The following is a 25,884-nucleotide window of genomic DNA, read 5'->3' on the forward strand; positions in this document are numbered from 1 at the left end:
AATCAATAATTAGGTTTTATTCCTTCTCTACATCAAATCCACATTGTTTGTCATTGAGAACGGAACAATAGTGAAGTGAATCCATCCTGTTTTTAGTGCACGGGATGGATTCGTCATTTTTTTGCAAAGACGGTTTATTGAGTTCCCCTAAACTTATTCCACGGTCACGGAATGGGTATAGTTAGAAACTTCTGCATTGAAAATGATCTGAATATCTGCTGATGCGTTGTCCACTTCTGTAGCAAACTTAAAGCAGTTGTTCCAACGGTCATTGGTCACGGGCACCATGTACCAATATGCGGGTCCTGTGGACTCATTAGGGCGTTGGTTATCACCATTGGTACTGCCAAACCATTCTTCCGAGCTATTGCCTTCTGCATCAGTCACCATAAAGCGGAACTTGTACCTTTCATCTCTCCCCCAACCTTCTTGTTTAAATACCACAGGAAAATCCTCTACTGACCAGGTACCATTGGAAACATAAGGCAACTGGGTAATAAACGCCCCATCAGGTGCAAACCAAAGTTCTACATTGCCGATCTCATGGATCTCAGTGGTTCCGTTTGAAAAATCCACCCTGATTCTGTACACTTTTTCTTCTCCCGTGTATTCTGTTTCACCTTCAGCTTTCAGCTTTTCTCCCTCGATATAATAAGTACCAGGCTCACCTGAATTTCTCTCTGCAAAGAAGTAGGATCCTGCCTTCAAAGAAGTATAAGCTTCAAAGGTATTGGCACTCGTCTTCTTCATCAAAATGGCATTGGAAAGATCCTCTCCTGCTTCTGTGGCCGAACCGCTAAGATATAGTTCATCCGGAGCAGGGAAACCAGCTGGTCTTTCCACTTCTATGGTCCTGATATCCATAATTTCCTGCACATTGATTCCCTTGGAAGACTGGACAGACCATTGCAGCTTGCCCACACCCTCAGGCTGGATCCCTGCCATTTCTGCGATCTTATTCAATTCCGAAAAAGGCAAAGTAAGGGTTCTTTGCATTCCTCTGCCATCTGATGGCATCACAAAAAGCGGTTCGGTAAAATCCCCTCCTTCTTCATCAAAAACCACATCATAAAGTACCACACCATTATCTGCTGCCTTTGCTGCTTCCCACTCAAATATGGCTGAACTCTGTGCGCCCAAGTTCATATAGGCATTGTTTTCCGGTGAATACAAAGTCTTTACAGGACTAACCTCTGTATGCATCTCTGTGTCTTCTTGACAGCTCCAAACGGCCATCAGTACCATTATTAAGGAAAGAAATTGATAACTTATATTTTTCATTTTTCTTGTTGTTTTCAGGTTATTGTTCAGGTTTATTCCCAACCAGTATTTTGGGTCAAATTAGGGTTAAGGTTACGTTCATCACGCGGAATAGGCCATAAGTAATGCTTGGAAGGATCAAAAGATCTCAAATTGACACGGAGATAGCCATTATCTTCAGCGGGCGGTCCAAATTGCGCACCATGTGCCCAACCATTTAGCACCTCTTCTGCTATGCGCCATCTCCTGATATCAAATATCCTCAAGCCTTCCATGGCCAATTCTACCCTTCGCTCATTTCGGATCGCTTCTCTCCATCCATTTTGACCCAAATCAGCATCAAAATCCAAGGCAGCCGAAGCTTCAAAACCGACTCTTTCCCGCAAGGCCCGAATGGTCTCATCCCAAGTAGTTTGATCCATTTGATTCAACTCATTTTTGGCTTCCGCATACATGAGCAATACATCCGCATACCTGAACAGCATCAAGTTTAACCCTGAGGCAAACTGTGTGATACGGGAAGGGTCAAAGTACTTCCTGGTATAATAACCGGTCGTGGTAGACGAGGATCCAGGGACATACTCATCGGGTGCAGATGCATCAGGATCAGTTCCAGGCTCGATATAAATGGTATGCGTTTCTCCATTGTCTTCCCATTCATACAAATGATAGACAACAGTAGCCTTCAACCTTGGGTCACGACGGACATAAGGATTCCCTTCATCATAGCCTGAGTTAGGATCATTAATTGGAAGGCCATTTTCCATCAAATAGCTATCGACCAATTCCTGAGTAGGAGCCAAGGCATTGAGACGGGCTCCCGCAGATAAAGGAGCCATGTCAAAAAACTGCCCCCAAGTGCGGAACTGTGGCACATATTGCATACTCAGGATGTCTTCCTGATTGTATTCATTTTCGGGCATAAACAAGCCTTCATAAGAGGGGAACAAACCATAGCTGCCAAAATCATCACCAAAGATCAATGGTTCTGTCGCTTCCACGACCTGCTGCCATTCTCCTTCATAAAGGTGTACTCTGGCCTTAAGGGCCATCGCTGCACCACTGGTAATCCTACCTCTTTCTTCCGCAGGCAATTCCTGTTGCGTAGGAAGAATGCCACTTACTTCAGACAGTTCATTAACGATAAAATCCAACACTTGGCTTTTGGGAGTCCTGCTAATCGTCTGGGCTTCTTCAATGGTAATATCCCTTTCTACCAAAGGCACATCCCCAAACCAGGTCATCAATTGGAAATGCTGATAAGCACGGATAAAACGAGCTTCGGCTTTCATACGCTCCCGCACATTCTCATCCATGTCTTCTACCTTATCTATATTTTCCAATAAAATATTACAGGTTTTGATGGCGCTGTAATTATTGTCCCATTGGCTTTGTAGACGACCCAGTGAAGGGTCGTAGGTTCCTGCGGCCAATGAAGCCGCTCCTGCATTGTCTCCTCGTCCATTAAAGGCATTGTCTGAAGCTCCTTCATTATAAAAAAAGCGGTTGCTGTCAAACATCTGCGAATAGGCTGTATTCAGCATACTTTGTGCTTTGGCTTCCGAAGTCCAGTAAGTCAAATCGGTAAAGGTATTTTCGGGTGCCAAATCCAATTCTTTGCAACCTGTCCAAAACAGGGTACAGCATGCCGATAGAATGATTGTATAGTTATTGATTTTTTTCATCTTTTGAGCTCATTAAAATGTGATGTCCAATCCAAAACCGTAATACACCATGGTAGGGTAAGCACGGGCACTATTGGCGCCACCGCTTCTCATGCTGTTGTCAAATTCCGACAATTCAGGATCCACAAAATCCACCTTGGAAAGGGTAAACAGATTTTGACCAGAGACGTATGCACGGCAAGTTTGCATTCCCAGCTTTTCGGCCAAGCCCCTAGGAATCGTATAACCTAGCTGTATGTTTTTCAAACGGAGGTAGGCTGCATCAAACAAGTACATGTCAGAACCTCTTCTGAAATTGTTGGTATTGGACTGGCTACCATTATCCGCCAATCTTGGAAAACGTGCATCTGGATTTTGAGGCGTCCAGTAATCCAACTGGTGCTCATACATCGTCATGCCGTAATTATAATGGAAAGGTTCCACCATTTCCCCACGGATCATCATAGTTCTGCTCCCCACACCTTGCGCAAAGACATTCAGGTCAAAACCCTTCACACGGACATTATAAGTCAATCCAAAGGTCATTCTTGGGAAAGGATTGCCAAACACATACTTATCATCATCGTTGATGATACCATTGCCATCTACATCCACATAGCGGTTGTCACCAGGCTGTACGTTCAGGCCTTCTGGCTTGGCTCCATTTTCAACTTCATCAATATTCTGGAAATAGCCATCCCGCTTTAATCCCACGTAAGAATTGAAAGGATAGCCCTCCTTCAACAGCACTTGAAGTTCTTCTATTCCTGTCAGTCTTTCTTCTCCTTGGAAGTCCAATACTTTGTTTTTGGAATCGGCCAGATTAAATGAGAAAGTATGCTCAAACAAATCCCCTCGGTGTCTGTAGGTAGTGGTAATTTCCCAACCCTTGTTGCCCACTTTTCCACTGTTAAAGTCCGGTAAGGATGTCCCAAACACTCCTGGTACGGCTGGGGGCACCAAAATATCAGATGTTACTTTATCAAAATAATCCAAACTCAAGGTCAAGGCCCCATCCAAGAAGTCCAGGTCAGCACCGATATTGAAAGTAGATGCCCGCTCCCACTGAATATTTGGATTGGCATAATTAAAACCTGTACCTCCCACTGCAGTATTGTTAAAGCCATAGGCATTTTGGAAGGTAAAGAAAGTAGTCTGGTATTGGTAATTACCCACGTTTTGGTTACCCAACACCCCGTAGGAAGACCTAATCTTCACCTCGCCGAAACGATTTCGATAGTCGCTCATAAAAGCCTCTTCTGAAAGACGATAGCCGAGGGATGCTGAAGGGAAAAAGCCCCATCGCTTACCTTCCCTGAACTTGGAAGAACCATCATAGCGGAAACTTAACTCTGCGAAATATTTTTTCTCAAAATCGTATGAAACCCTTCCAAACAGGGAATTCAAACTGTTTTCAGATGAACTTTGATTGGAATTATAAGAATCAGGATTGATGACTGTTTCTGTAACCGGCGTTCCCAATTCAGGATCGGTAAAACGCTTATATATTCCAATCCCTCGATCACTGTGGTTTTCATTGGACACACCTACCAAAGCTCCAATCTCATGAGACTCGGAAAAGACCTTATCGTACTGCATCATCAGCTGTGTATTGAGATCAAGTCCTTTTCGGTTTTCATCCGTGGTATTTCTATCTCCTCCATATACTCCTCTAGGATAAAAATCTACCTGCAAGGTCCTAGCATACATATTGTTTGAATACATATTAAAGCCAAACACCCCGCGCATTTTCAGGTCATTGGTCAGCTTAAGTTCCCCACTGATATTCCCAAATACATTATCATCGGTGTGTTCTCTGAAGCCTCCTTTTTCCAAGATGCCCAGCGGGTTAAACTCCTGAAGGATATCATTGGTCAAATATCTCCCCAATGAGTCTTTTTGGTTGTAATAAAGCGGAACCCTGTTCGCATCTGCCATGAGTGTACCGCTGGAAAAAGAATGGTCTTTGATCAACCTTCTGGTATACGCTAACCTTGAACTCATCTTGAATCTTCCAAATTCATTGGTAAGGTTCATACGGAAATTATATCTCGTATAGCCTTTTTCAGGCCCAACAAAATTGCTGCGTTGATCAGTATATCCTGCCGAAACAAGGTAGGTCGAATTTTCGCTACCTCCAGATACCGATAAGTTATGGTTTTGCTGTAGGGCATTTTTGAATATTTCTTTGGCAAACCATTCCGTATCCCCATTTTCCCTGATTTGACGGATTTCTTCCGGACTGAATACCGCCTCACTTCTACCTGCATTAAAAGCAGACTCATTTCTAAGCATGGCATTTTGATAGCCGTGAACAGGATCGGTAAAGAATTTAGGGGTATTGACACCCACCAAACCATTATAGGTCACTTTGGGTTTAGAATTCTTCTTTCCTTGTTTCGTGGTGATCAGTACCACACCATTGTTGGCCCTAGAGCCATAAATTGCTGCACTGCCTGCATCTTTCAACACCGATACACTTTCTATATCAGACGGATTGAGCAGATTGATATCCCCACCTATCACGCCATCGATCACGATCAGCGGACTATTGTCTCCCAATGTACTGATTCCCCTGATATTCAAGTTAATCCCTGCTCCAGGCTCAGAATTTCGTTGCTGAACAATCAAGTTCGCCGATACTCCTTGCAATGCTTGACTCATAGTGGCTACGGGTCTGCCTTCCAGTTTTTCTTGACCTACTTGGTCTACAGCCCCTACCACACTGAGCTTTTTCTGAGTGCCATAGCCCACTACCACTACTTCTTCAAGTGATGAAGTGCTCATACTTAGTGTTACATTGATGGTATTCATCGATCCTACGACTACCTTTTTCGATTCAAAACCTATGTAAGAAAATACCAATGTGGCCCCTTCGGAAGCTTCTATCGAATAGTTTCCTTCTAAATCAGTAACTGTGCCCTTATTTGGCTCTCCTTCTAGCACTACTGAGGCTCCTGGCAGAGGTTCACCACTATCATCCACTACCCTTCCACTCACTTGTATAACTTCCATTTGAAATGGGCTATCATCTTTTTGCGCAAAAGGCATCGATCTTGATACATGAATGGTATTATTAATCTGTTTGAACTTCAAGCGTGTCTTGGAAGAAATATCTTCTAAAATTGAGAGTAAAGACTGGTTCTTAGCAGCTATACTTATAGAAGGCGTGTTCCTTACTTGATCCAGATCATAGGCAAATCTAAATTCTGTTTTTTGTTCGATAGACTTTAGCACCTTTTCTAAAGGAACATCATCCATAGCAATCGTGACAAAGACGCTCTCTAGGTCTTTCTGCTGACTTGCAAAAGCTTCTTGGCTTTGCAATGCTCCAACTGACAAAAAGTACAGGCTGAGCATATACCGCAACAGTAGCTTCCTCCTGAAAATGAGTATTTTTTGTTTCATTATTTTGGGATTATTTAGTTATTAAAATTGGTAATACTTCATTTTATTTATTGTTGATGATTACTTTTCCATCTTCGATTTTATAATTAAAGTTTAGCGAATATTCCATCCCTTTAAGTACGTTCTCCAGCGTTTCATTTTTAAATTCCCCGCTATATTTTCCATCATAGCCAGTCCCGTTTATAAATTCAAAATCCACATTATACCACCTAGATAAGCGATCAAATACATTGTTGTAAGGAGTTTCTTGGAATTTCAGGATTCGGTCTTTCCATCCAATCAAATGGTTATAGTCGTAAGCCCCCTTTGTAAGTGACATTTCTCTTACATCAAAATAAGTTGCTTCAGTGGGGTCAATGATAGCTGACATACCATTTTCAGTCGCGACTTTTACCCTCCCCGTAACCACTGCGACATGAAACCCCAAATCTTCCGGATAAGCACTTACATCAAAAGAGGTACCCAATACAGTCGTCTTCAATTTTCCGCTCTCCACTGTAAAAGGCAATTCGGGATTTTTCACCACCTCAAAAAAGGCTTGGCCTTCTAGCTGAACAATACGGTTTTCATTGAAATTGGAAGGATAGCGAAGAATACTTGCTGAGTTGAGGGTTACTTCAGAACCATCCGGTAATCCTATCTTTTTTTTCACTCCTTTGGAAGCAGATTTACTGACCCAGGTTATTTCAGACCTTTGGTCTTTGGAAGGTTGGCCCCAATGGAAAAAATTGAATACAAGCACTCCGATAAGCAGCACAGAAGCCGCAGCAGTTAGCCACCATTTTACCTGAACTAAACTCCTATCGTCATTAATTCTTTTTATTTTTTTTTGGTGGTCCCATTTCGCATTAAAAAGAATCAAATCATCCAAGATCCGGTCATAATCCACACTGCTTATGGAATATTGGTTTTTCCATTTTATAGACTTGGACAGCTCTTTTGCAGCTAAAAGCATCTCCTTTTTATCGGGATGTTTCTCACACCAAACTGTCCAATATCTGTCCAGTTCCTCATTTGGACTTTTTATCCACTTAAGAAAAAGTGGATGCTTCAAAAAGTCTGCTTCCGTTTTTGGGACAAAACTCATTTGTTGTATAGCTTATTTCAGGTTCTTTTTATGCTTGTAATTAAAAAGAGACCATGCCTAAAAATGTGACCCCATGTAGTGAACACTTTATTTAAAAAAATAAACACATATAATGCAATAAGCTTTGTAGTGAGATTTGAAAGTCCACTAAAGTCAGACTGTTTGGCGCCTGAGGCATATTAACGCTTTGGTGAACCTGTCTTCCATCTGGAAGAGTCATAAACACTAGCAAAACGACTGATTTAAGAGCTATTTCAGGCCGTAATTGATTTTATTGTATTTTTCGAGTCCTATAATTATTTTGAGACGGCCTTTATAAAGAAACTCCATTAATTACAGTAATAGCATCTACCCCCAAAAAGCTAATATGATTTTTATTAAATCTTTATGCTTACTTAAGCGAGTATAAAGATTATCCAAAGCTCTGTATAATATTTTTCTTGCTGACTTCACTTGAGAAAACCCCATTATTTTTGCAATTTCTTTATAGGACAAACCCTCAAAAAAATATAACGAAAGCACCTCTCTTTGTCTCTCAGGGAGTTCATTGCATGCTTCCTCAAGTAGCTTTTTCTGATCAATAGTAAATACCGTCTGTATGGAATGATAATCCGGGTCAATACTTACCCAGAACTTCCCTTCCTTATCTGAAAGTTCTTCACATGCTAGTTTTCTTCGTTGCTTTAGCAGACGCAATAACCTTCTTCTAAAGCAGCTAAAAAGATAATAGCGAACGGAATTAGCAGCACTGATTCGATTTTTGCTTTTGATCAACTGATAAAAAACGTCTTGAATAGCATCATTAATAACATCTTCATGAGGAGTAAATTGCCGACCGTAATTAAACAATTTGTTTGCATACACTTTAAAAATAGTTGCCAAAGCCAATTCACTCCCTTGTTGAAACTCTTTCCAAACAGATGCATCTACTTCCTCATCAGTATAAGGTTTAATCTTCTCATTTTTATGATTAGATGGCATTTGATTCTCCGGAATTGGAAAATCTTCATCTGTATTCTTAACTATCATTTCAGGCTTAGGATTATTGTTATTGGATACATTTGTTCTAAGAGAGCTATTTAACTAGCCATTCCCATTTATGAACAAACAACGCTAAACATAAGAATTCATTTTCTAAACTAAAAATGCTAAACCATTTTAGTTACACCATATAACTAACAACTCTTTACTAATTCAAACAATATAAAATACATTTTCCGATATGTAGACACCTGATTCTATTCTTCTTAAAAAAAACATATTTTTCAAAAAATAAGGGTTATTTAGCAAGCTTAGTTTTTAGGAATTTTGTTTTCTGTTGCATTTTTAGTAAATTATTAAACCATTTTTTACAGATTTAAACACGAAACACCCATGGATTTAGCCAATTATCAATGCTCAGGCCTTTTTGATGAAATGTTTACTCAAAATGGAGAATGTAGAGCCCATTATCAGGTTTTTGAGAAACTGCTAAAGAAGACTGCACCTCGAAAATTAAAACAGCTCCAGTTTTCGGCCAATAAAACTCAAATGTCCATGGGGATGACTTTCAATGTTTATGACAACGACCAAGGACTTGAAAAAATACTTCATCTAGATATTATTCCGAGAATCATACCCAAGTCAGAATGGCTTCAATTAGAAGCTGGCCTTAAGCAGCGGGTAAATGCCTTAAACCATTTTATTCAGGACATCTATAATGAACAAGCTATCCTTAAAGATGGCATTGTTCCAGAAGACCTGATCACTAACAGTAAGGATTTTTTGGCACCTTGTATTGGACTTACTCCCCCTAAGGGCATCTGGTGTCACATTACAGGAACAGACCTTATAAAAGACAAAAGCGGTGAGTATTTTGTCCTTGAAGATAATCTACGTTGTCCATCTGGGGTTTCCTATATGCTAGAAAGCAGGGAGATCATCAAAAGGGCATTCCCAGATATTTTGGATAAAACAGGTGTAATGCCTGTTTCCAATTATCCCGTCCGATTGCTTCAAATGCTGCAAAACCTGAGTAACAAGGAAAAGCCTGTTGTTGGCGTACTTACTCCGGGAATATATAATTCTGCTTACTATGAACACTCTTACCTTGCTTTGCAAATGGGTGTTGAATTGGTCACAGGAGAGGACCTTGTTGTTCAAAACAATAAAGTGTACATGCAAACCACTCATGGTTACCAGCAAATCGATGTGATCTATAGAAGGATAGATGATACTTTTCTTGATCCTAATATTTTTAATCCCAATTCTCTATTGGGAGTTCCTGGGATCTTTGAAGCTTATAAAGCAGGTAATATTGCCCTTGCCAATGCTCCGGGAACTGGTGTCGCAGACGATAAAGCAGTATATGCCTATGTCCCTGATATCATCAAATATTATTTGAATCAAGAACCTATTCTCAACAATGTACCTACCTACCTCTGCAGAAGGCCAGATGAAAGACAATATGTTTTGGACAATATTGCAGAATTGGTAATCAAGGAAACCAACGCCGCAGGAGGGTACGGAATGCTGATCGGACCAAAATCAACTCCTGAGGAGCATGAAAAATTCAAAAAACTAATCTTATCCAATCCCAATAACTACATTGCCCAACCTACACTTTCCCTCTCTACCGTGCCAACACTTACCGAAAACACCATTGAATGTCGACACGTGGACCTAAGACCTTACATTCTCTATGGTGAGGAAATTGATGTGGTCCCTGGAGCATTGACCAGAGTCGCCCTAAAAAAAGGATCACTGGTGGTCAACAGCTCACAAGGAGGCGGAAGTAAAGACACTTGGGTACTCTATAAATAATTCTCTATGTTAAGTCGCGTTGCTAACTCAATTTACTGGCTGGGCAGATACCTGGAAAGGGCTGAAAACTATGCCCGCTTTATCGATGTAAACTTCAACCTCATGCTGGACTTACCTCCAGACTTAAAGACCCAATGGGAACCTTTGGTTTTTGCTACAGGTGACCATGAATCCTATTCAGGGAGATATGAAGAATATGACAAAAAAAGTGTCATTCATTTTCTTACGCTGGATACTTCCAATCCAAACTCGATTATCTCTTCTATTACCTACGCCAGGGAAAATGCCCGTATAGTCAGGGAAAACCTCAGTAAAGAAACATGGGAAAAAATCAATGAACTTTACCATTTTATTAAAAAAGCAACACCCCGAAAAATTTGGGACAAAGAAGACCCCAGAAGCTTTTTTGATAAAATCAAAAACCAAATTCAGCTTCTTTATGGCCTTACCGAAAGTACTGTTGCCCGAACCGAAGGTTGGTACTGGAAACAACTGGGCATGTATCTTGAGCGGGCAGATAAAACCAGTAGAATCTTGGACGTGAAATACCATATGTTGCTCCCTACCCCAGAAGAAGTAGGCTCTCCATTAGATTTCCTGCACTGGACAGCCTTACTAAAATCAGTTACTGGCTTTAATACATACAGAAGGATTCATGGAAAGATCCAGGCTAACGGTGTAGTGGATTTTTTGATTTTTAGCAGAAGATTTCCCCGTTCCATTTACTTTTGTCTCAAAGAAGCAGAAGATTGCCTACATATGATCTCTGGCTCAAAGGACAACGAGTTTCATAATAAGGCAGAAAAAGCCATCGGTGCGCTCCGGTCCAAGCTGGGGTTTAGTGAGGTTTCAGACATCATAGGAATAGGGCTTCATGAATCCATTGATGATTTACAACAAAAAATAAATAATATTTCTGACGAAATTCAGTCAATTTTTTTCCAAATTAATAAGGATTATAATATTCAACAACAACAGCAGGAATAATGACATTTTGTTTAGGGATAAAAACAAAGCACGGTATTGTGGGACTATCCGACACACGTATTACCAGCGGATCTGAAACCACTACTTCCAAGAAGGTATTTGTGGTTAACAAAAAAAAACATTCGTTCTTCATCATGACCTCAGGCTTGCGGTCTGTTAGAGACAAGGCCATTACCTACTTTAACGAGGTTATTGAACAGCAAGATGACAACTTCAACAAACTTTATAAGACTGTTAATGAACTGGGCAATCAAATTAAAAGGGTGGCCAAAGAGGACAAGGACAGTCTGGAGGAATCAGGCCTTCATTTTAACCTTCATAGCATTATTGGCGGGCAACTGGAGGATGATTCAGAGCCCAAACTGTACCTGCTATACCCTCAAGGAAATTGGATCGAAATAAAAAAAGGAACTCCATTTGTCATCATCGGGAATACTGGCTTTGGAAACCCAGTATTGAGAAGATCCCTCTCCTATGACGAAACATTGGATTTTGCTATCAAAAGTGCCTTTTTGGCTTTTGATGCGACCAGGATTTCTGCCAATGATGTTGATTTTCCAATAGATACGGTAGTGATGGAAAATGATGGATTTTACATCAAGGAACAGCGATTTGAACAAAATGAATTGATACATATTTCTGATTTTTGGAATAACAGACTCAGAAAAGCCATTACTGAACTTCCTGCTGAGGTATTGAATAAGGCATTTCTAAAAAATGAGGCGCAGATAGATGAGTACTGAAAAAAAACTAAATATCCGACACAAAACTGTCTATACCTATGACAACAATGCCTTGCTCAGTCCGCAAAAAATATTGCTTTCCCCTTCCTTAAGAAGGTATTTTCACATTTTATCTTACGAATCCCAAGTGTTTCCTCAGCCACAAGGAGAAAACAATCGTTTGGACATGGAAGGTAACCTATTCCAGCAGGTTTGGTTTTCCCAACCCACTAATAAGTTGGAAATAGACATTGAAACCAATATCAGTACTGCTGACTTCAATCCGTTTGAGTTTATTATCGATAAAACTTTTGAGCTGAGAAATAATGTAGGGGAAATTACTTTCAACTACCCTCCCGAAAAGCAGCCTTTTCTTCTTCCTTTTCTCAACAATGCCGACAAACCTGAAATCAATGAAGTGGCCAAGGAATTCAAGTCTAAAAGTCAGGACACAGTTTCTTTTTTAGTGGATTTGACAGCCTATGTACATCAACTTTGCAAACACATTATTCGAGAGGCTCCTGGTATTTGGGCACCGGAAAAAACCCTCAATGAAGCCAAAGGGTCCTGCAGGGACTTGGCTTGGCTGCTCATCAATATCCTGAGGAGCGAAGGTTTGGCCAGCAGATTCGTCAGCGGCTATGCCTATAATCCTAAATTGGAGGAAAACCATGAACTCCATGCTTGGGTAGAAGCATTCTGTCCGGGAGCTGGTTGGATTGGCTTGGATCCTAGCTTGGGCCTATTGACTGATGCCTTTTATATACCTTTGGCTGCCAGTTTCCTTCCAGAACTTACTTTACCAGTAGTCGGCAGCTTCATTGGGGCCACCAGCTCAAAACTGGAAAGCTATGTGGAAATTAAAGAAGTTTAGTCCTAACACCTGACCAGGAATTATTATTAACATTTTCTTAACCCCTCTTCCACTCCAGATTCCTTTACTTCGTTTTACATTTGATGAAAAATCCATCATCTAATCATCCTCATCGCTGATCAATTGTCCCCAAATGTAACTATCCGGAAACCAAAGGTGAAATACACTGGCTAAACCACCTACCTAGAGAATGGAAAGAAAAAACGATCTTTTGATGAATCCTGGGCTGAGACAAAATCCCGGATGGTAATTCGTCGTTAAAAATTGGAATAAACACTGGTGTTCAAGGAAGTCACCTGTATTTATTCTCTTGTTAAACTGAGCATTATTGCTCCCAATTATATCAAATCATTGAAACCTAAAAAGCTTAAACTAAACAATGAATTTCTTCAAAACCAAACCATTTCTAGTAGCAATTATGCTGGGAATCCTGATGACTACCTTCTCTGCCCAAGCCCAAACCAATGACCTCACTGTGGCCACCTTTAACCTTCGTTATGATAATCCTGGAGATGCTCCTAATAACTGGGACAACCGTAAAGAAGTAGTCGTTAACTTAATCCAATTTCATGGCTTTGACATTTTCGGAATCCAAGAAGGACTTCACCATCAAGTGGAATACCTTAATGAAAATTTAAAAGATTTCGGCTATGTTGGTGTGGGAAGAGATAATGGAAAGGAAAAAGGTGAATATGCTGCCATATTCTACAATAAAGAAAAATTTAAAGTGTTAGAAAGTGATACTTTTTGGCTTTCAACAGACACCAGCAAACCTAATAAAGCTTGGGATGCGGCCCTTCCTAGAATTTGCACTTGGGCCAAAATGGAAGATAAGGCAACCGGCAAACAGTTCTATTTCTTCAATACCCATTTTGACCATGTAGGAGTGGAAGCTCGTCAGGAAAGTGGTAAACTGATTCTTAGCAAGATCAAGGAGGCGGATAAGTCTGGAATTCCTGTAATGTTGACAGGGGATTTCAATGTGGATCAGGACAATCCGGCTTACCTGCTTTTGAGAGATTCCAAAGAGCTTAAAGACTGCTATGAAGCAACTGACCTACGCTATGCCAATAATGGTACCTTCAATAGTTTTGACCTTTCCAAAACAACTGATAGAAGGATTGACCATGTATTTGTAAGCGAATTCCTTCATGTCAAAAAGTACGGGGTTTTAACGGACACCTACCATAACCGCTATCCATCAGACCATTTCCCTGTGATGGCTGTTATTGAATGGCAATAAAAAAACGAAGCGCCACAGTTAAAACTTTGGCGCTTCGTTTTTTACATTTTTTGACTATGCTAATCTTCAACTTTCTTATATTCAAAAGTTCCTTGTTTCGAGGAGATCACCCTTTTTTTGTCATCAATGTATTCAATATCAAATTTTGCCTTAACGACCATCACGGAAATCGTTAGCGATTTTTCATCTTTGGAAAGCTTCCAACTACCTTTGGTCTCCTTGTCTCCTATAAGGCTCTTAAATTTAGCATCCCCTTCAAATACTTGATAAACCTCATCAGTCTTAAATTTGGAAACAATATCTTGCTCCTCTCCTTTTTTCGTCCATTTTTCCAACTTCCACTTACCGATCAACAACTCCTCTGTTTGTGCCTGGGCCGAGAAAGCCCAAAAAAGAACCATGGAAATTAAAATAATCTTTTTCATATCAAACTTGCTTGCATTTGGTAGAACCTATTTCTCTGTAATATAAGCATTTGTAAAAACAAAGCTAAGCTTGAGCTACATTATAATTTTCCCATTATTGAATTTTCATTTAGCCATTAAGTCGATCTAACCTCATTCTATGGTGGCGCTGAAGAATCACTGGATACAAATTTCCAATCACATTGATCAGATTGGCTATTACGGCTATCAAATAATAGCCTTTCCACAGCAACAGGATGGATAACAAAAAGATTAACCAAAAAGCAGCAAAATGCCCAAACTCAGCTTGCTTGGACATCACAACTAAGTGTTTTAAGCCTGATTTTGTGCCATCAAAAAATCTTTTCTTGTTTTTTGTAGTGCCCCAAAAGGCCAATACAATAATCAATCTAAAATGCCGAACCCCTAACTTGTGATAAATTCTTGTCAGTTTTTTAGGTCGTTTGATGGTATAGTACTGCTCGGGCAAAAGTTTACTGGTGGTAAAAACAAAGCCCAAAAATGCAAAACCTCCAGTGACAAACAAGGTCAATAGAAAAGCCAAAATAACCGATTCCGTCAAAGAATAAAGAATGGTAGGATCTCCCATAAACTGCTGCATCATATCCCCTGTTCTATAAAATAGAAAAAGAGAAAATAGAGTGAACAGTATTTTCTTCAGGGTTTTCAGCTATCTGTAGTGTTTTCTTGTAAATTCCAGTTTGGTGTCGAACTCTTTATTTCCATGTAAATCCTTCCTAACTGTAATTTCAATCTCGTAAGAAATATTATACACTCCTAGTAAACGATCCAATCTTTCCTTTTTCTCCCTTGCAACGGCCATATCCCTCTTGTATTTGTAGACAGGACCTGTGGCAAGAGGTAGTACCAAAAAACCTATTCCTCCTATAATAAAAGGAACTGTTGCAACAATTCCTTTGTCCCAGGCCATTGTCCCATACCAAAAGCCAGCAGCCAAAAAGGCAATAGCAATAAGTAGGAAAACAATCAAATTCCCAATGGTCAAAGCCTTGGAAGATTTGACCAAATGGTGTTCAATATTTATATCACGAATCAGCTGTTTGTATTTTTCATCAAACTTTATTTCAGCACATTTCTTTTTAAAATCAGGTTTTGATTGGGTTATTCCACAAAAAAATCCTTTTTCAATATCATATTGACTGTAGTCACAAAGTTTGCAGTGCTGTGCTAAATTCATTTTAAAAATAATCTACTTATGTTAATTTGACTAATTGACTAAGATAAATCAAAAAGTAGCATTTTGTTTGACCATTAAACAAAATATATAAATCCATTTGTCTCCTTTCTACAGGGAAGAGACAAACAAATGTAATTCAAAACTCACTACTGATTATTCAGGACTAATTAATCAAAAAAACATTTGCTTGCTCCTGATATTGGAGGCAAGCAAAATGTTTTAACTCAAGACTAATTACTTAATACTCATTACTCCTGCAAATTACCTCTCCCAGAAAAATGGAGGTTCAATGCCCAAAGACCTCAAATACACATAGCCTTGTGCCCTATGGTGAATTTCATTATCAACAAAATAGAGCAAGGTATTGTAATTGGTATTTTCATATTGACCAAATGCTATTTCTACCTTTTGGAACCTATCAGAAGTAATTTTAGGCCATGTTTCATCAATAATTTGGGTTACCTTATCCCATAGTTCCAAAAGTCCTTCCTTCGTTTTTGGCATCGATTTGGAATGATCAAACTCCTCTACTTTCTCCCAATTACCTGTGGCCAAGCCCTCTACACCTGGCACTGCTATGTCGATCATTTCCATGGCCAAATCTGCAAAGGATCTCATTCCACCGATACTATAGCTGAAAAGTTTTTCCTCGGGAAAAGCTTCAATTACCCTCCTGGTCAAATTTCTGTGGCCTTGCCAGTGTTTCAACATGGCTTCTGTGGAAATAAATAATGATTGCTCTACTGTAACTGATTGCGTTTTCATAATGATGTTGTTAAAAGATTTAAAATCAAGATCTATTACAAAGAAAACATCACACAGTGACAGCCCTATGTCAGTAGGGATTAAGAATTTTTAATGGTTGAAAAATTATTGGAAAACCGCTCTTTTAAATCACTTCCCAAACATCACCGAGGTCATGGTCAAGGATCCCCCAACCACCTTATCATTAAAGAATTGGGGCTCATCTTGACTTCCTTTTAGCCCCAAGATATACAGCAAAGGAATATAGTGGTCTGGTGTTGGAATGGCCAGCTGAGCTGATTTTCCTAATCTCTCGTATTGAATTAAAGCGCTGTGATCTCCTTCCAAAATCAAACTCTTAAACGTATCATTCATCTCTATTGCCCAATCATAACCGTATTCTGGCTCGTTTAATTTGTTCCATGCAACCATTCTTAGGTTATGGACCATATTACCACTTCCGATGATCAACACCCCTTTTTTTCTTAGCTGATACAGTTCTCGGGCCAACTCATAATGATATTTTGGAGATTGGTAATAGTCTATACTCAACTGCAAAACAGGAATATTTGCTGCTGGATACATATGGCGAACAACCGTCCAAGTGCCATGATCCAAGCCCCACTCATGATCCAAATCTATTTTTGTAGATTGAACTTGATTTGCCGTAAACTCTGCCAAATCAGGGTCTCCAGGTGCCGGGTACTGAACATCAAAAAGGGCCTGGGGAAAACCACCAAAATCATGAATGGTTTTAGGAAAATCCATCGCCGTAATTCTTGTCCCCTTGCTCAGCCAATGAGCCGATATAACCAAGACTGCTTTTGGGGTCGGAATCTCCTGCCCTAACCTACTCCAATAATCATTAAATGTATTGCTTTCAATACCGTTCATCGGTGAACCATGTCCGATAAAAAGAACCGGCATCAACTGGCCATTTTCATCGAGTGTGTCGGTAAAGTACTTAAAGTCAGATAAATTTTTCATGATCAATGTTAAATATCCTTTAGGAAATCATTGGGACCTATCCATTTCTACATCTAGACAAACGGTAATATTTCATAAACCAAAATTACTTTAAATGATTTATATGAATGGTAATACCTTGATGTCATATTTCAAACAAATTATCCATCAGAAAATTCCCCTAATACGTGTATATACAAATATTTTTTCTTCTTTGAATTAATTATATTTACTAAATAGTTAAAAACCTCATTTTCAGAAACTATAGTTAACCAACTTTTATCTTAGCACGCCATTATAATTTTAATTTACCCAAAATAAAAAGCTATGGAAAAGGAAAAAAGAGCTTCCATTTTGTCAGAAATTAGTGACTGGCTCAAACTTTTAGGCCTGGTGGTTTTGGTCGGAGAAGCCATCATCATTTTGGCAATGAACCTGACTCCAAAAGATCACCCGATGTCGAGTTGGTATCCGGTTTTTATGTTGATCTTTTTAGTCATCATCGTAATAGGCGTTTTTATCGATCGCTACCACCAAAGAAATTCAGACACCACCAAAGAAGAAATTAAGTTTGGCTCCAAGGTTATTGATATAGACACCCACAAACCACCTACTGCACCTGCTCCGGAAAACACAGAGCTGAATTTCGTGGACAACAAACTGGGGTTTTCTTTAAAACGCCCCCAACTCAAAAACTGGAAAGATCCGTTGTACCTCAGCAATAAAGAATACCTATTGAAATTAGGAGCAATACAAGAAGAGCAGTGGCCCACAATTGAAGCCAACAGCTCCTTGATGCCCTTTGGAAATATGTTGATCCAATCAGAAACAGTGATGTTTGAGTATGGAGAGCCTTTAGAAATCAATTTTACAGATGCCTCCACCACAGATATGATCGAAAAATACATCATTAGGCTTTCTGAATTTCAAAAGGCCAATGACGGAAATCCTCTCACCGAAGAAGAACAACAAAAGCTCCGGTATGACTTGTTTTATGGACAGCTTCAAGTCCAGAACATGATGTTTTCCAATAGCTTTATCATCCAGGTAATGGACAAGAAAAAAAGTCTCGATACGCTTTTTGAGCCAAATTTACCCAACCTATATAATTCCATTCAAAAAACACTCGGCGAGGGGTTGGATCAACTTGTCAGCGGAAAAGACTCTATCCTTTGGAGCTCTACCAATTCAATTAAAAACATTGCCATCAGTGGAGAAACACAACACATCTCTATCTATAGGATGAACCGATTATTTGAAAATGAGAAGCACTTCTACCAATTGCAAATCCAATGGAGTCCTCAATCTAAAGCAGCCATTAGCATTTGGGAAGAACTTAAAGAAATGTTCGAGACCTTTAAACTTATAGAATAAATTATTTCACTTACCTTTTGGATTGAAATCAATCTAGCAATTCGGAAAGTGGACCATTATGGATTTGAACAAACATTACGACCAACTTTTTGAAAATTCCCTGATCAAAGTCAAAACTGACCAATATGAGATCGATAAGCAAATACAATCCCCGTCCGACAGTCGCAGGGGATTAACCTTGCTTGCCCGACCAAGTTTGGAAACCAAAGGTCAGATCCAAAAGTTTTTAGTTATTTTAAAAGGTCTGGAACCAGATCAATACTACTACCCGGATTCAGATCTTCATATGACCGTATTGTCCATTATTTCCTGCTACGTTGGGTTTGAACTTAAAAATATTCGCGTTCCAGATTATATTGAATTAGTACAAAAAAGTCTGAAAGGTGTTCAGCCATTTAAGATTAAACTTAAGGGGGGTACCTTTAGTCCAGCAGGAATTTTGGTTAAAGGCTACCCTGAAAACAATACCTTACAGCAGCTTAGAAATCAGTTACGTGATAATTTTAAAGGTGCTGACCTAGAACAAAGTCTGGACAAAAGGTACGCCATACAAACAGCCCATTCTACCATTATGCGCTTCTCTTCTCCGCTTCTGCGTAAAGAGCAACTCATTGCTAAGATCGAGCAATACAAGGATCATGATTTCGGAAGTTTCACGGTTGATTCTCTGGAATTGGTATACAATGATTGGTACCAAAGGGATAGCAAAGTAAAGTTACTGACAAAGCTTTTAATTTAGCTTTTAGCTAGCTTCTTGAGCGCAAGGACTTAACTTCCCTTCTTCATTCAACTGATAAAATAAATCTGTACTTGCCTCCTCAGATACTACATTGGCATAGATCAAATAGCCATTGTCATTCTTTATTGCAGCGATCCCTGATACCCAACTTCCATCCGCTCCATTATTCTTCCATTCCCATTTGATATCTCCATTTGAGTCTATTAAGATTACACGGCAAGTAATAAGATTATCATTATGAGCTTCTCCCCATCCTGTCAATAGCGCATCTCCATTTTCCAAGATATTAACATCTATCAATTGAACATCCCTATATCTACCATTAGAGCTATATACCTTTTTGGTAATTAATTCCCCCTCTACAGAGTATCGATTTAATGCCCAAGAATATTTATTAGCAGGGTTCTTACCCGTAAACACCCATATTTCTCCACTCTTACTTACTTGAACCATTCGGTAATGAGAAAACTCCCTATGATCGTGAACCTTTATTTTCCAAGACTCTTCTTTTAAATCCTGATCTACTTTGGAGAGATAAACTCCATCATTGTTATAAAGCTTGAAGACCTCTCCCGATTTTCCAATTGCCATGCCCAATATTGGCTGATCTAAATTTGCTTGGTACAATTCATTTCCAAATTGATCCAACTTCATCAGGTTTACTACCCTACCATCTTCTTCATTTTCAGCCACGCCGGAACTTAGGACATGAATAACACCACCATTATCAATATAAATATCCTGAATGCTTCTATCAACCATCAATTTTTCCCAATTTATATTTCCCAACTTATCAATTTTCCTCACCACCCCTTGAATCTGACTGTTAACAATCGTCATTCCTCCAACAAACAGGTGCTCTTTAAATTTTACTGCTGTTTCATAAAAACCAGCTCCTTCTTCAGAAAGCACGAAAGACTCTTTCCCTGAGTCATTTCCAAGAAAAATCTTTAATTCGGAGTTGTTATCATATTTTTTTTGGGTATTGGAAAAGGCAATCCCTTCCCCAAACGGAACCAAAAAACCCTTTCCTCCAATCAGTAAGTTTGAAAACTTATTTGCAAAAATGATTTGATCCTCCAAGGAATTTGCATCAAGTTGCAAAACTGCCTCTCTAAAGTCACCCTCTTGCCCTAGATTGGCTCTAACTGATATTTGAACACTTTCTTCAAGTGATACAGGAGCTGTATACACCCCATTCTCATCAATCAAACCAATTGATGGTTCTATACTAAAATGAACCTTTTCAGAATTGATTATAGAGTCTCCAGAACTAAGATAAAACGTGATGCTTTCTCCTAAGCAAAGGATATTTTTATTAGTGACCAATTCGAACTTTTCAGGAATTGACACACCAAATTCATCCTCGCCGTTACAACCAAATAAAAATACGAATAACACAAAATAGAGGCTAAGTATACGCATATGGCAAGTATTTATATCAAACAAATCATATAAATATAATTACATTCTATATAACTACACTAATAATAATATTAAATTCAGATCAAATACTACATCTTTAAACAAATCACTGATTAACAATAATTTAATATCGAAATACCTGAAACACGGTATTTAATTTGGACTGTTTATTTTGTAAATTGCTTTGACAAAAGCACCAACTTTTCTGATTTTCACACATACTCTTTTCACTTCAACGCAAAATATCATGCCCAATCTAAGAGAACTCAGTCTGGTTACTTTCAACCTTTACAACCTCAACCTTCCAGGGAAGCCCATGTACCGTGATTATGATGGCTGGACCACTGAACAATACACCAAAAAAATCATTTGGACCGCTAATATTTTGAAAGCAACCCAAGCAGATATTTTTGGGTTTCAGGAACTTTGGAATGTTGATGCCTTAAAAGAAGCATTTGCACTTACAGGCTTGGAGGCAGACTATGACCTACTCAGTCCTCCAGACCATGGCGGAAATAAAATTGTCTGTGCTGCGGCTGTAAGAAAAGGTCTATTGGAAGGTGAACCAGAATGGATCACCGACTTTCCAGATAAATTCACCCTAGAAAGCTCAGGTGATGATGCCCAAACACCTGACATAAGTGTCAATATCCATAGCTTTTCCAGACCAGTTCTTAGCTTTAAAGTAAAGATCAGGGAAGACCGTGACCCAGTATCCATTTTTGTTTCCCACTTTAAATCCAAAGCCCCCACTGCTGTTTATCGAGAGGGCTGGTACCGGGACGACTACGACTATTATATTAACCATAATGAAAGCTTGGGAGCCACCCTTTCAACCATCAGAAGGACCGCGGAGGCCTGTGCCATGCGGATGATCATTGTGGACAAAACCAAGGGTAATGATTTGCCCGTCATCGTCATTGGAGATATGAATGACGCCCAGCTCAGTAACACCATCAATATTGTGACCGGACAACCTCGCTATCTTCAGGGCCTATCCACTGGTGGCGGTGATGCTGACTTATACTCTGTCGCCACTTTGCAGGAATACAGAAGCTTAAGGGATGTTTATTATACCCATATCCACCAAGAGATCCGGGAATCTTTGGACCATATCTTGGTTTCACAAGAATTCTATGACAATTCTAAAAAAAGAGTTTGGGTCTTTAAAGAGATGCAAATCTTCAATGACCATTTGGTCGATGAAGACCACAAAGAAACAGGCACCTCAGATCACGGTGTGGTAAAGGCCATTTTTAAGTATAAACCTGCTTGAAAGAAGTTATTTCAATTAATATTTATCCATTCAGGTCTAATTCCTCTAAATATTCGAATAGTACCTATACTCGCCAACTCTCTATTGGGGTCATTCCCTTTATCCAACATGATCATGCATTTTGTAACTTCACTTAATCTGGGCTCTTCATTATTTACAAACTCAAATGTCCCTGATATTATCCAAATAGCTTTGTAAGTTAGATTACCATAAGAACCATTTTCCACTCTATAGAAAATGGTGAAATTACTTCCGTCACCTGAGGCTATCCCTTCTCCACTACCTTGATCAAAACCATAAGGATATTCAGGAAAGTCTTCGTTTTCTATTGAAACGTAACCACTCTCAACATCTAATACTTCATTCTGATCTTTTAAAATAAATAAATATTCTATATTCTTTCCAAAAACAGAATCAGCATAGGAAGGGTACTTTTCATCATAAATACAATCATTCTGCATTTCGAAAATCAAACCAGTTTTAGGCCCATCCGGATTATCAAATATGAGGCTTTGATAAATAAAAGGAGGATTTTGCCCTTGATATATTTTCATTCCGTTTCGTTGAATGCGGTCTAAAAATGGTTCTAGACTTCCTGTTATTTCCATCACTTCACCAGTAAAAAAATCATCAGCAACCTCCTGAGGCAAATCGTAATTGATCAGTTCATTGGAAGGAATCTCATTATCCAAATCACAGCCTAGCAAACAGCTGGCCATGGCCAATTGCAGCATCATCCATTTTGTAGAAATCAATATGTTTTTCATACCATATGGCTTTAGGATATTTTATCATTTTTTGAGAAATTCAAACTTTGCTTCCTCAAACTAAGACCTTTAAACTGTCTCTATCATTTTACTCGTGGTTTTACCATACTTGCCCATCAGTACTTCTATCAGGATAGAAACCAATGCCACAAAGAATATGATGATCAAAGAATAAGTGGTAAGCAATCTCATCCAATTTCTATTGATAGATTCCTGTGTCCATACCTTATCTCTTTCTTCAGGAGAACCAAAGCCCTCACTGATCAGGTCTTCATCAGACTCTACATAGGGATTCTCTTCTTTAAACTTCTTGGCCACATTGGTATATTCACTTCCTTTGATATAATAGCTCACCTTATCTTCAAAATCACTGTAGGAGAAAGTACCTTCAATAAAAAATTTGGTATGCAAAAACAAAGTCGCCACCAGACCTACAAAGAGAATTACACAAACCACTTTGATTGTATTTTTCATTTTTGTACTCCATCTTCCCTTGAGCATAAATGACACCATCAGATTCACCACAAGTCCAATGATACTCGCCAATGCTGTATAATACAGTGTCATTTCTTCAATGGCCAGCAACTGAGAAATTGCTCCTCCAAAAAGACCAAAAAGCACTCCCAAAAGGGCAGCCCGGTATTTTAGTAATTTAATCATTGGACAAGTACAATGGTACAATGATCATTTCGTCCTCATTGATAAGCTGAGGATTTTTGAACACTACTTTAAAATCAATTAAAGGGTCTTGTATCGAAACTGGTATTCCGCTAAAATCCTCCACAATGATGTACATTTTTGCCGGTGGCAAAGCCGCTACTGCATAGGTAGCAGGGTCTCTGAGGGTATGATAGGCACTTGGAATATCTTTGAGAGCAGGCAACACATATTTCACTTTGTATTTTCCCTCTACCTCTGGCCCTTTAGTGATTAATTCTCCCGCTTCATTGATTTTATAAACAGCAAATGCGAAGTCCTTGGAAATACCTTCAACAACAGAAGAGGCCTCCACCGAATTAGAAACTTTTACCTTTCGAACAGAAACCTCTTCGACAGACGCCAGAAATATCAGGTTCTTATTCAGGTCCACAGGAAAATCGTGGTTTAATGAAAGAGTCCTTACATCATTCAAAAGCTCCGTTAGGTTATCTGATATGCTTTGCATTAACATCAGTTGCTTTTGATCAGCGCTTTTTGCTAAAACCACTTCATCCAGGGTCTGGTTGAAAACACGAAGGAGATCATAAACCATTTGGTCGAAAATGGTTCTTGAAGTCAAATCCTTCCAACCTGCAGTAGTCAATTGCTGATTAACCTGATTTGTTATAACCTGAACGCTGGCCATATTCCCTGCAGCTTCTAACTTTTCCAAAGCTTCCTTCGAAGTTTCAAATTGATCCATTTCTCTATTCAGATCGGTAGCCAAAGCTACTTCATCTCCTGATATTAAAGCAGGCCTTATCTCTTCATCTAAAACAGGAAATTCTGGCAGCTTCAACTTACTTTTCTTAGGGATTTCCTGCTGATTATTTAAAGAAGGATTGAGCTTGTACATTAAATTCAAGGCATCAGAAGTAGGCAAAATATTATGGGTCAGCAAATATTCTGGTAGATAAGCCGCTACAGGGATTTTTGCTCCTTTTGATTTGACAATAGCATAAGAAGCCGCCCCAACAGCGATTCCGCCAACTATAAATACCACAGGGTTGATCCCCTTATCTTCTGATTCTATTGGTGCAGAACCGCCTGTTGGAGGACGTTGCGCCATTGCCTGAAAATTACTGCTCACACAGATAACAAAGCTCAGAAAGAATAAAAACAATCGATGGGACAGTTGAAACATTAGTCCAGATATAAACAGTAATGCAAAAAATCCACATATCTTTTAAGTAGCTGATCACTACCTCCATACCGCATTTTAACTTAGGTAAAACACGCATTCAGCACAATAATAAATATAATAAAATACTGTTTATATCCAATTTATTCCTTGTTTTATTTCTGGCATTTGTTTATTAAAGTTTTGACACCAGCTAAAAAATGATTACCAAACAAAAAGCCCCCAAAGGATTCATCCTAAGAGGGCTTTTCAATCAGTTAATAATTAATATTATTCTTCACCATAAGGTTTACCAATGGTAGCCAAGATTCCTCCATCCACATAGACAATCTGTCCATTGACGAAGTCACTGGCTTTACTGGCCAAGAAGATTGTTGTTCCTTGCAGGTCCTCAGGATCTCCCCACCGTCCAGCAGGCGTTCTGTTGACGATAAAATCGTTGAATGGATGGCCATCCACACGGATGGGAGCAGTTTGCTCAGTGGCAAAATACCCTGGACCAATACCGTTCACCTGAATATTGTACTTGGCCCACTCTGTAGCCAAATTTCTGGTCAACATTTTCAAGCCTCCTTTGGCAGCAGCGTAAGCAGAAACGGTGTTTCTTCCTAGTTCACTCATCATAGAACAGATATTGATAATCTTTCCTCCGCCTTTTTCTTTCATTCCCTTGGAAACCCGCTTCGCCATTAAGAAAGGAGAAACCAAGTCCATGTTCACCACTTTGGCAAAATCCGCAACCTCCATCTCCATAGCAGGCGTTCTTTGGATCATGCCTGCATTGTTGACCAAAATATCAATAGTACCAAACTTGGCTTCCATCTCAGAGATATTTTTGTCCACAGCAGCCTCATCGGTCACATCAAAAAGATAACCATGAGCTTCGATTCCATCTTCTTTATAAGCCTTGATGGCCGATTCCATCTTAGCTGGAGTATGTCCATTTACTATCAAGGTAGCGCCACTTTTGCCAAGTGCTTTCGCCATAGCCATGCCAAGACCATGGGTAGCACCGGTTACTAAGGCTACTTTACCTGTCAGGTCAAATAATTCTTTCATAAAATATAATTAGTGGTTTTTGTT

Annotated in this window: 23 protein-coding genes; 8 read left to right on the forward strand and 15 right to left on the reverse strand. The window is 39.3% G+C overall.

The window, feature by feature from the left end:
• Window positions 1–153: 153 nt before the first annotated feature.
• The 5 genes from IFO69_RS14280 to IFO69_RS14300 form a co-directional block, all read right to left on the reverse strand.
• The gene (locus IFO69_RS14280) at window positions 154–1,281 is read right to left on the reverse strand and encodes a SusE domain-containing protein (RefSeq protein ID WP_192010809.1); all 1,128 of its coding nucleotides are present in this window, start codon (window positions 1,279–1,281) and stop codon (window positions 154–156) included.
• Window positions 1,282–1,313: 32 nt separating this feature from the next.
• On the reverse strand, window positions 1,314–2,945 hold the full coding sequence (locus tag IFO69_RS14285) for a RagB/SusD family nutrient uptake outer membrane protein (protein ID WP_192010810.1): 1,632 nt from the start codon (window positions 2,943–2,945) through the stop codon (window positions 1,314–1,316).
• Window positions 2,946–2,957: 12 nt separating this feature from the next.
• Window positions 2,958–6,332 carry a SusC/RagA family TonB-linked outer membrane protein gene (locus IFO69_RS14290; RefSeq protein ID WP_192010811.1) on the reverse strand — a complete coding sequence of 1,125 codons (3,375 nt, stop codon included), beginning with the start codon at window positions 6,330–6,332 and terminating at the stop codon, window positions 2,958–2,960.
• A 43-nt stretch (window positions 6,333–6,375) separates the two neighbouring features.
• Window positions 6,376–7,419: a FecR family protein gene (locus IFO69_RS14295; protein ID WP_192010812.1), complete on the reverse strand. Its 1,044-nt coding sequence runs from the start codon at window positions 7,417–7,419 to the stop codon at window positions 6,376–6,378.
• A 348-nt stretch (window positions 7,420–7,767) separates the two neighbouring features.
• A complete protein-coding gene (locus IFO69_RS14300) occupies window positions 7,768–8,448 on the reverse strand; it encodes an RNA polymerase sigma factor (RefSeq protein WP_225444148.1) in 681 nt (226 codons plus the stop codon).
• Between the two features lie 345 nt (window positions 8,449–8,793).
• Between IFO69_RS14300 and IFO69_RS14305 the strand changes: the two genes are divergently transcribed.
• From IFO69_RS14305 to IFO69_RS14325, 5 genes are all read left to right on the forward strand, one after another.
• Window positions 8,794–10,221 (forward strand): circularly permuted type 2 ATP-grasp protein, encoded by a 1,428-nt coding sequence (locus tag IFO69_RS14305; RefSeq protein ID WP_192010813.1) that lies wholly within the window; start codon window positions 8,794–8,796, stop codon window positions 10,219–10,221.
• A 6-nt stretch (window positions 10,222–10,227) separates the two neighbouring features.
• Entirely contained in the window at window positions 10,228–11,208 is a 981-nt protein-coding gene (locus IFO69_RS14310) for an alpha-E domain-containing protein (RefSeq protein WP_192010814.1), read from the forward strand.
• Window positions 11,208–11,951 carry a peptidase gene (locus tag IFO69_RS14315; protein ID WP_192010815.1) on the forward strand — a complete coding sequence of 248 codons (744 nt, stop codon included), beginning with the start codon at window positions 11,208–11,210 and terminating at the stop codon, window positions 11,949–11,951. The genes IFO69_RS14310 and IFO69_RS14315 overlap by 1 nt, the downstream gene beginning before the upstream one ends.
• Complete coding sequence (locus IFO69_RS14320; protein ID WP_192010816.1) at window positions 11,941–12,804, forward strand: transglutaminase family protein; 864 nt, start codon at window positions 11,941–11,943, stop codon at window positions 12,802–12,804. The genes IFO69_RS14315 and IFO69_RS14320 overlap by 11 nt, the downstream gene beginning before the upstream one ends.
• Before the next feature lie 379 nt (window positions 12,805–13,183).
• Complete coding sequence (locus IFO69_RS14325; protein ID WP_225444149.1) at window positions 13,184–14,047, forward strand: endonuclease/exonuclease/phosphatase family protein; 864 nt, start codon at window positions 13,184–13,186, stop codon at window positions 14,045–14,047.
• Between the two features lie 59 nt (window positions 14,048–14,106).
• Here IFO69_RS14325 and IFO69_RS14330 read toward each other — a convergent pair whose 3' ends face one another.
• From IFO69_RS14330 to ygiD, 5 genes are all read right to left on the reverse strand, one after another.
• A complete protein-coding gene (locus IFO69_RS14330) occupies window positions 14,107–14,472 on the reverse strand; it encodes a lipocalin family protein (RefSeq protein ID WP_192010817.1) in 366 nt (121 codons plus the stop codon).
• Between the two features lie 109 nt (window positions 14,473–14,581).
• Window positions 14,582–15,076: a glycosyl-4,4'-diaponeurosporenoate acyltransferase CrtO family protein gene (locus IFO69_RS14335; RefSeq protein WP_225444150.1), complete on the reverse strand. Its 495-nt coding sequence runs from the start codon at window positions 15,074–15,076 to the stop codon at window positions 14,582–14,584.
• Between the two features lie 66 nt (window positions 15,077–15,142).
• Window positions 15,143–15,670, reverse strand: coding sequence for a hypothetical protein (locus IFO69_RS14340; RefSeq protein WP_192010818.1), 528 nt, complete (start codon window positions 15,668–15,670; stop codon window positions 15,143–15,145).
• Window positions 15,671–15,931: 261 nt separating this feature from the next.
• On the reverse strand, window positions 15,932–16,435 hold the full coding sequence (locus IFO69_RS14345) for a DinB family protein (RefSeq protein ID WP_192010819.1): 504 nt from the start codon (window positions 16,433–16,435) through the stop codon (window positions 15,932–15,934).
• Window positions 16,436–16,564: 129 nt separating this feature from the next.
• Window positions 16,565–17,401: a 4,5-DOPA-extradiol-dioxygenase gene (gene ygiD / locus IFO69_RS14350; RefSeq protein ID WP_192010820.1), complete on the reverse strand. Its 837-nt coding sequence runs from the start codon at window positions 17,399–17,401 to the stop codon at window positions 16,565–16,567.
• A 306-nt stretch (window positions 17,402–17,707) separates the two neighbouring features.
• Between ygiD and IFO69_RS14355 the strand changes: the two genes are divergently transcribed.
• Together IFO69_RS14355 and IFO69_RS14360 are read left to right on the forward strand one after the other, a co-directional pair.
• Window positions 17,708–18,754 carry a hypothetical protein gene (locus tag IFO69_RS14355; protein WP_192010821.1) on the forward strand — a complete coding sequence of 349 codons (1,047 nt, stop codon included), beginning with the start codon at window positions 17,708–17,710 and terminating at the stop codon, window positions 18,752–18,754.
• Between the two features lie 58 nt (window positions 18,755–18,812).
• A complete protein-coding gene (locus IFO69_RS14360; RefSeq protein ID WP_192010822.1) occupies window positions 18,813–19,493 on the forward strand; it encodes a 2'-5' RNA ligase family protein in 681 nt (226 codons plus the stop codon).
• A 3-nt stretch (window positions 19,494–19,496) separates the two neighbouring features.
• On the opposite strand, the gene IFO69_RS14365 is transcribed toward IFO69_RS14360, so the two are convergent.
• A complete protein-coding gene (locus tag IFO69_RS14365; protein WP_192010823.1) occupies window positions 19,497–20,918 on the reverse strand; it encodes a hypothetical protein in 1,422 nt (473 codons plus the stop codon).
• Between the two features lie 247 nt (window positions 20,919–21,165).
• Here IFO69_RS14365 and IFO69_RS14370 point away from each other — a divergent pair, with 247 nt between their 5' ends.
• Window positions 21,166–22,194, forward strand: coding sequence for an endonuclease/exonuclease/phosphatase family protein (locus IFO69_RS14370; protein ID WP_192010824.1), 1,029 nt, complete (start codon window positions 21,166–21,168; stop codon window positions 22,192–22,194).
• Between the two features lie 11 nt (window positions 22,195–22,205).
• Here the strand turns inward: IFO69_RS14370 and IFO69_RS14375 are convergent, their stop codons facing one another.
• The 4 genes from IFO69_RS14375 to IFO69_RS14390 all read right to left on the reverse strand — a co-directional run bounded on the left by IFO69_RS14375 (window position 22,206) and on the right by IFO69_RS14390 (window position 25,860).
• Complete coding sequence (locus IFO69_RS14375) at window positions 22,206–22,961, reverse strand: hypothetical protein (RefSeq protein ID WP_192010825.1); 756 nt, start codon at window positions 22,959–22,961, stop codon at window positions 22,206–22,208.
• Between the two features lie 69 nt (window positions 22,962–23,030).
• Window positions 23,031–23,621, reverse strand: a complete 591-nt coding sequence (locus IFO69_RS14380) for a hypothetical protein (protein ID WP_192010826.1) — start codon at window positions 23,619–23,621, stop codon at window positions 23,031–23,033.
• Window positions 23,614–24,729 (reverse strand): hypothetical protein, encoded by a 1,116-nt coding sequence (locus IFO69_RS14385; protein WP_192010827.1) that lies wholly within the window; start codon window positions 24,727–24,729, stop codon window positions 23,614–23,616. Before IFO69_RS14385 ends, IFO69_RS14380 begins: the two co-directional genes overlap by 8 nt.
• Before the next feature lie 342 nt (window positions 24,730–25,071).
• A complete protein-coding gene (locus IFO69_RS14390; protein WP_192010828.1) occupies window positions 25,072–25,860 on the reverse strand; it encodes a gluconate 5-dehydrogenase in 789 nt (262 codons plus the stop codon).
• Window positions 25,861–25,884 lie beyond the last annotated feature (24 nt).

Source organism: Echinicola arenosa (assembly GCF_014841125.1).
GTDB lineage: Bacteria > Bacteroidota > Bacteroidia > Cytophagales > Cyclobacteriaceae > Echinicola > Echinicola arenosa.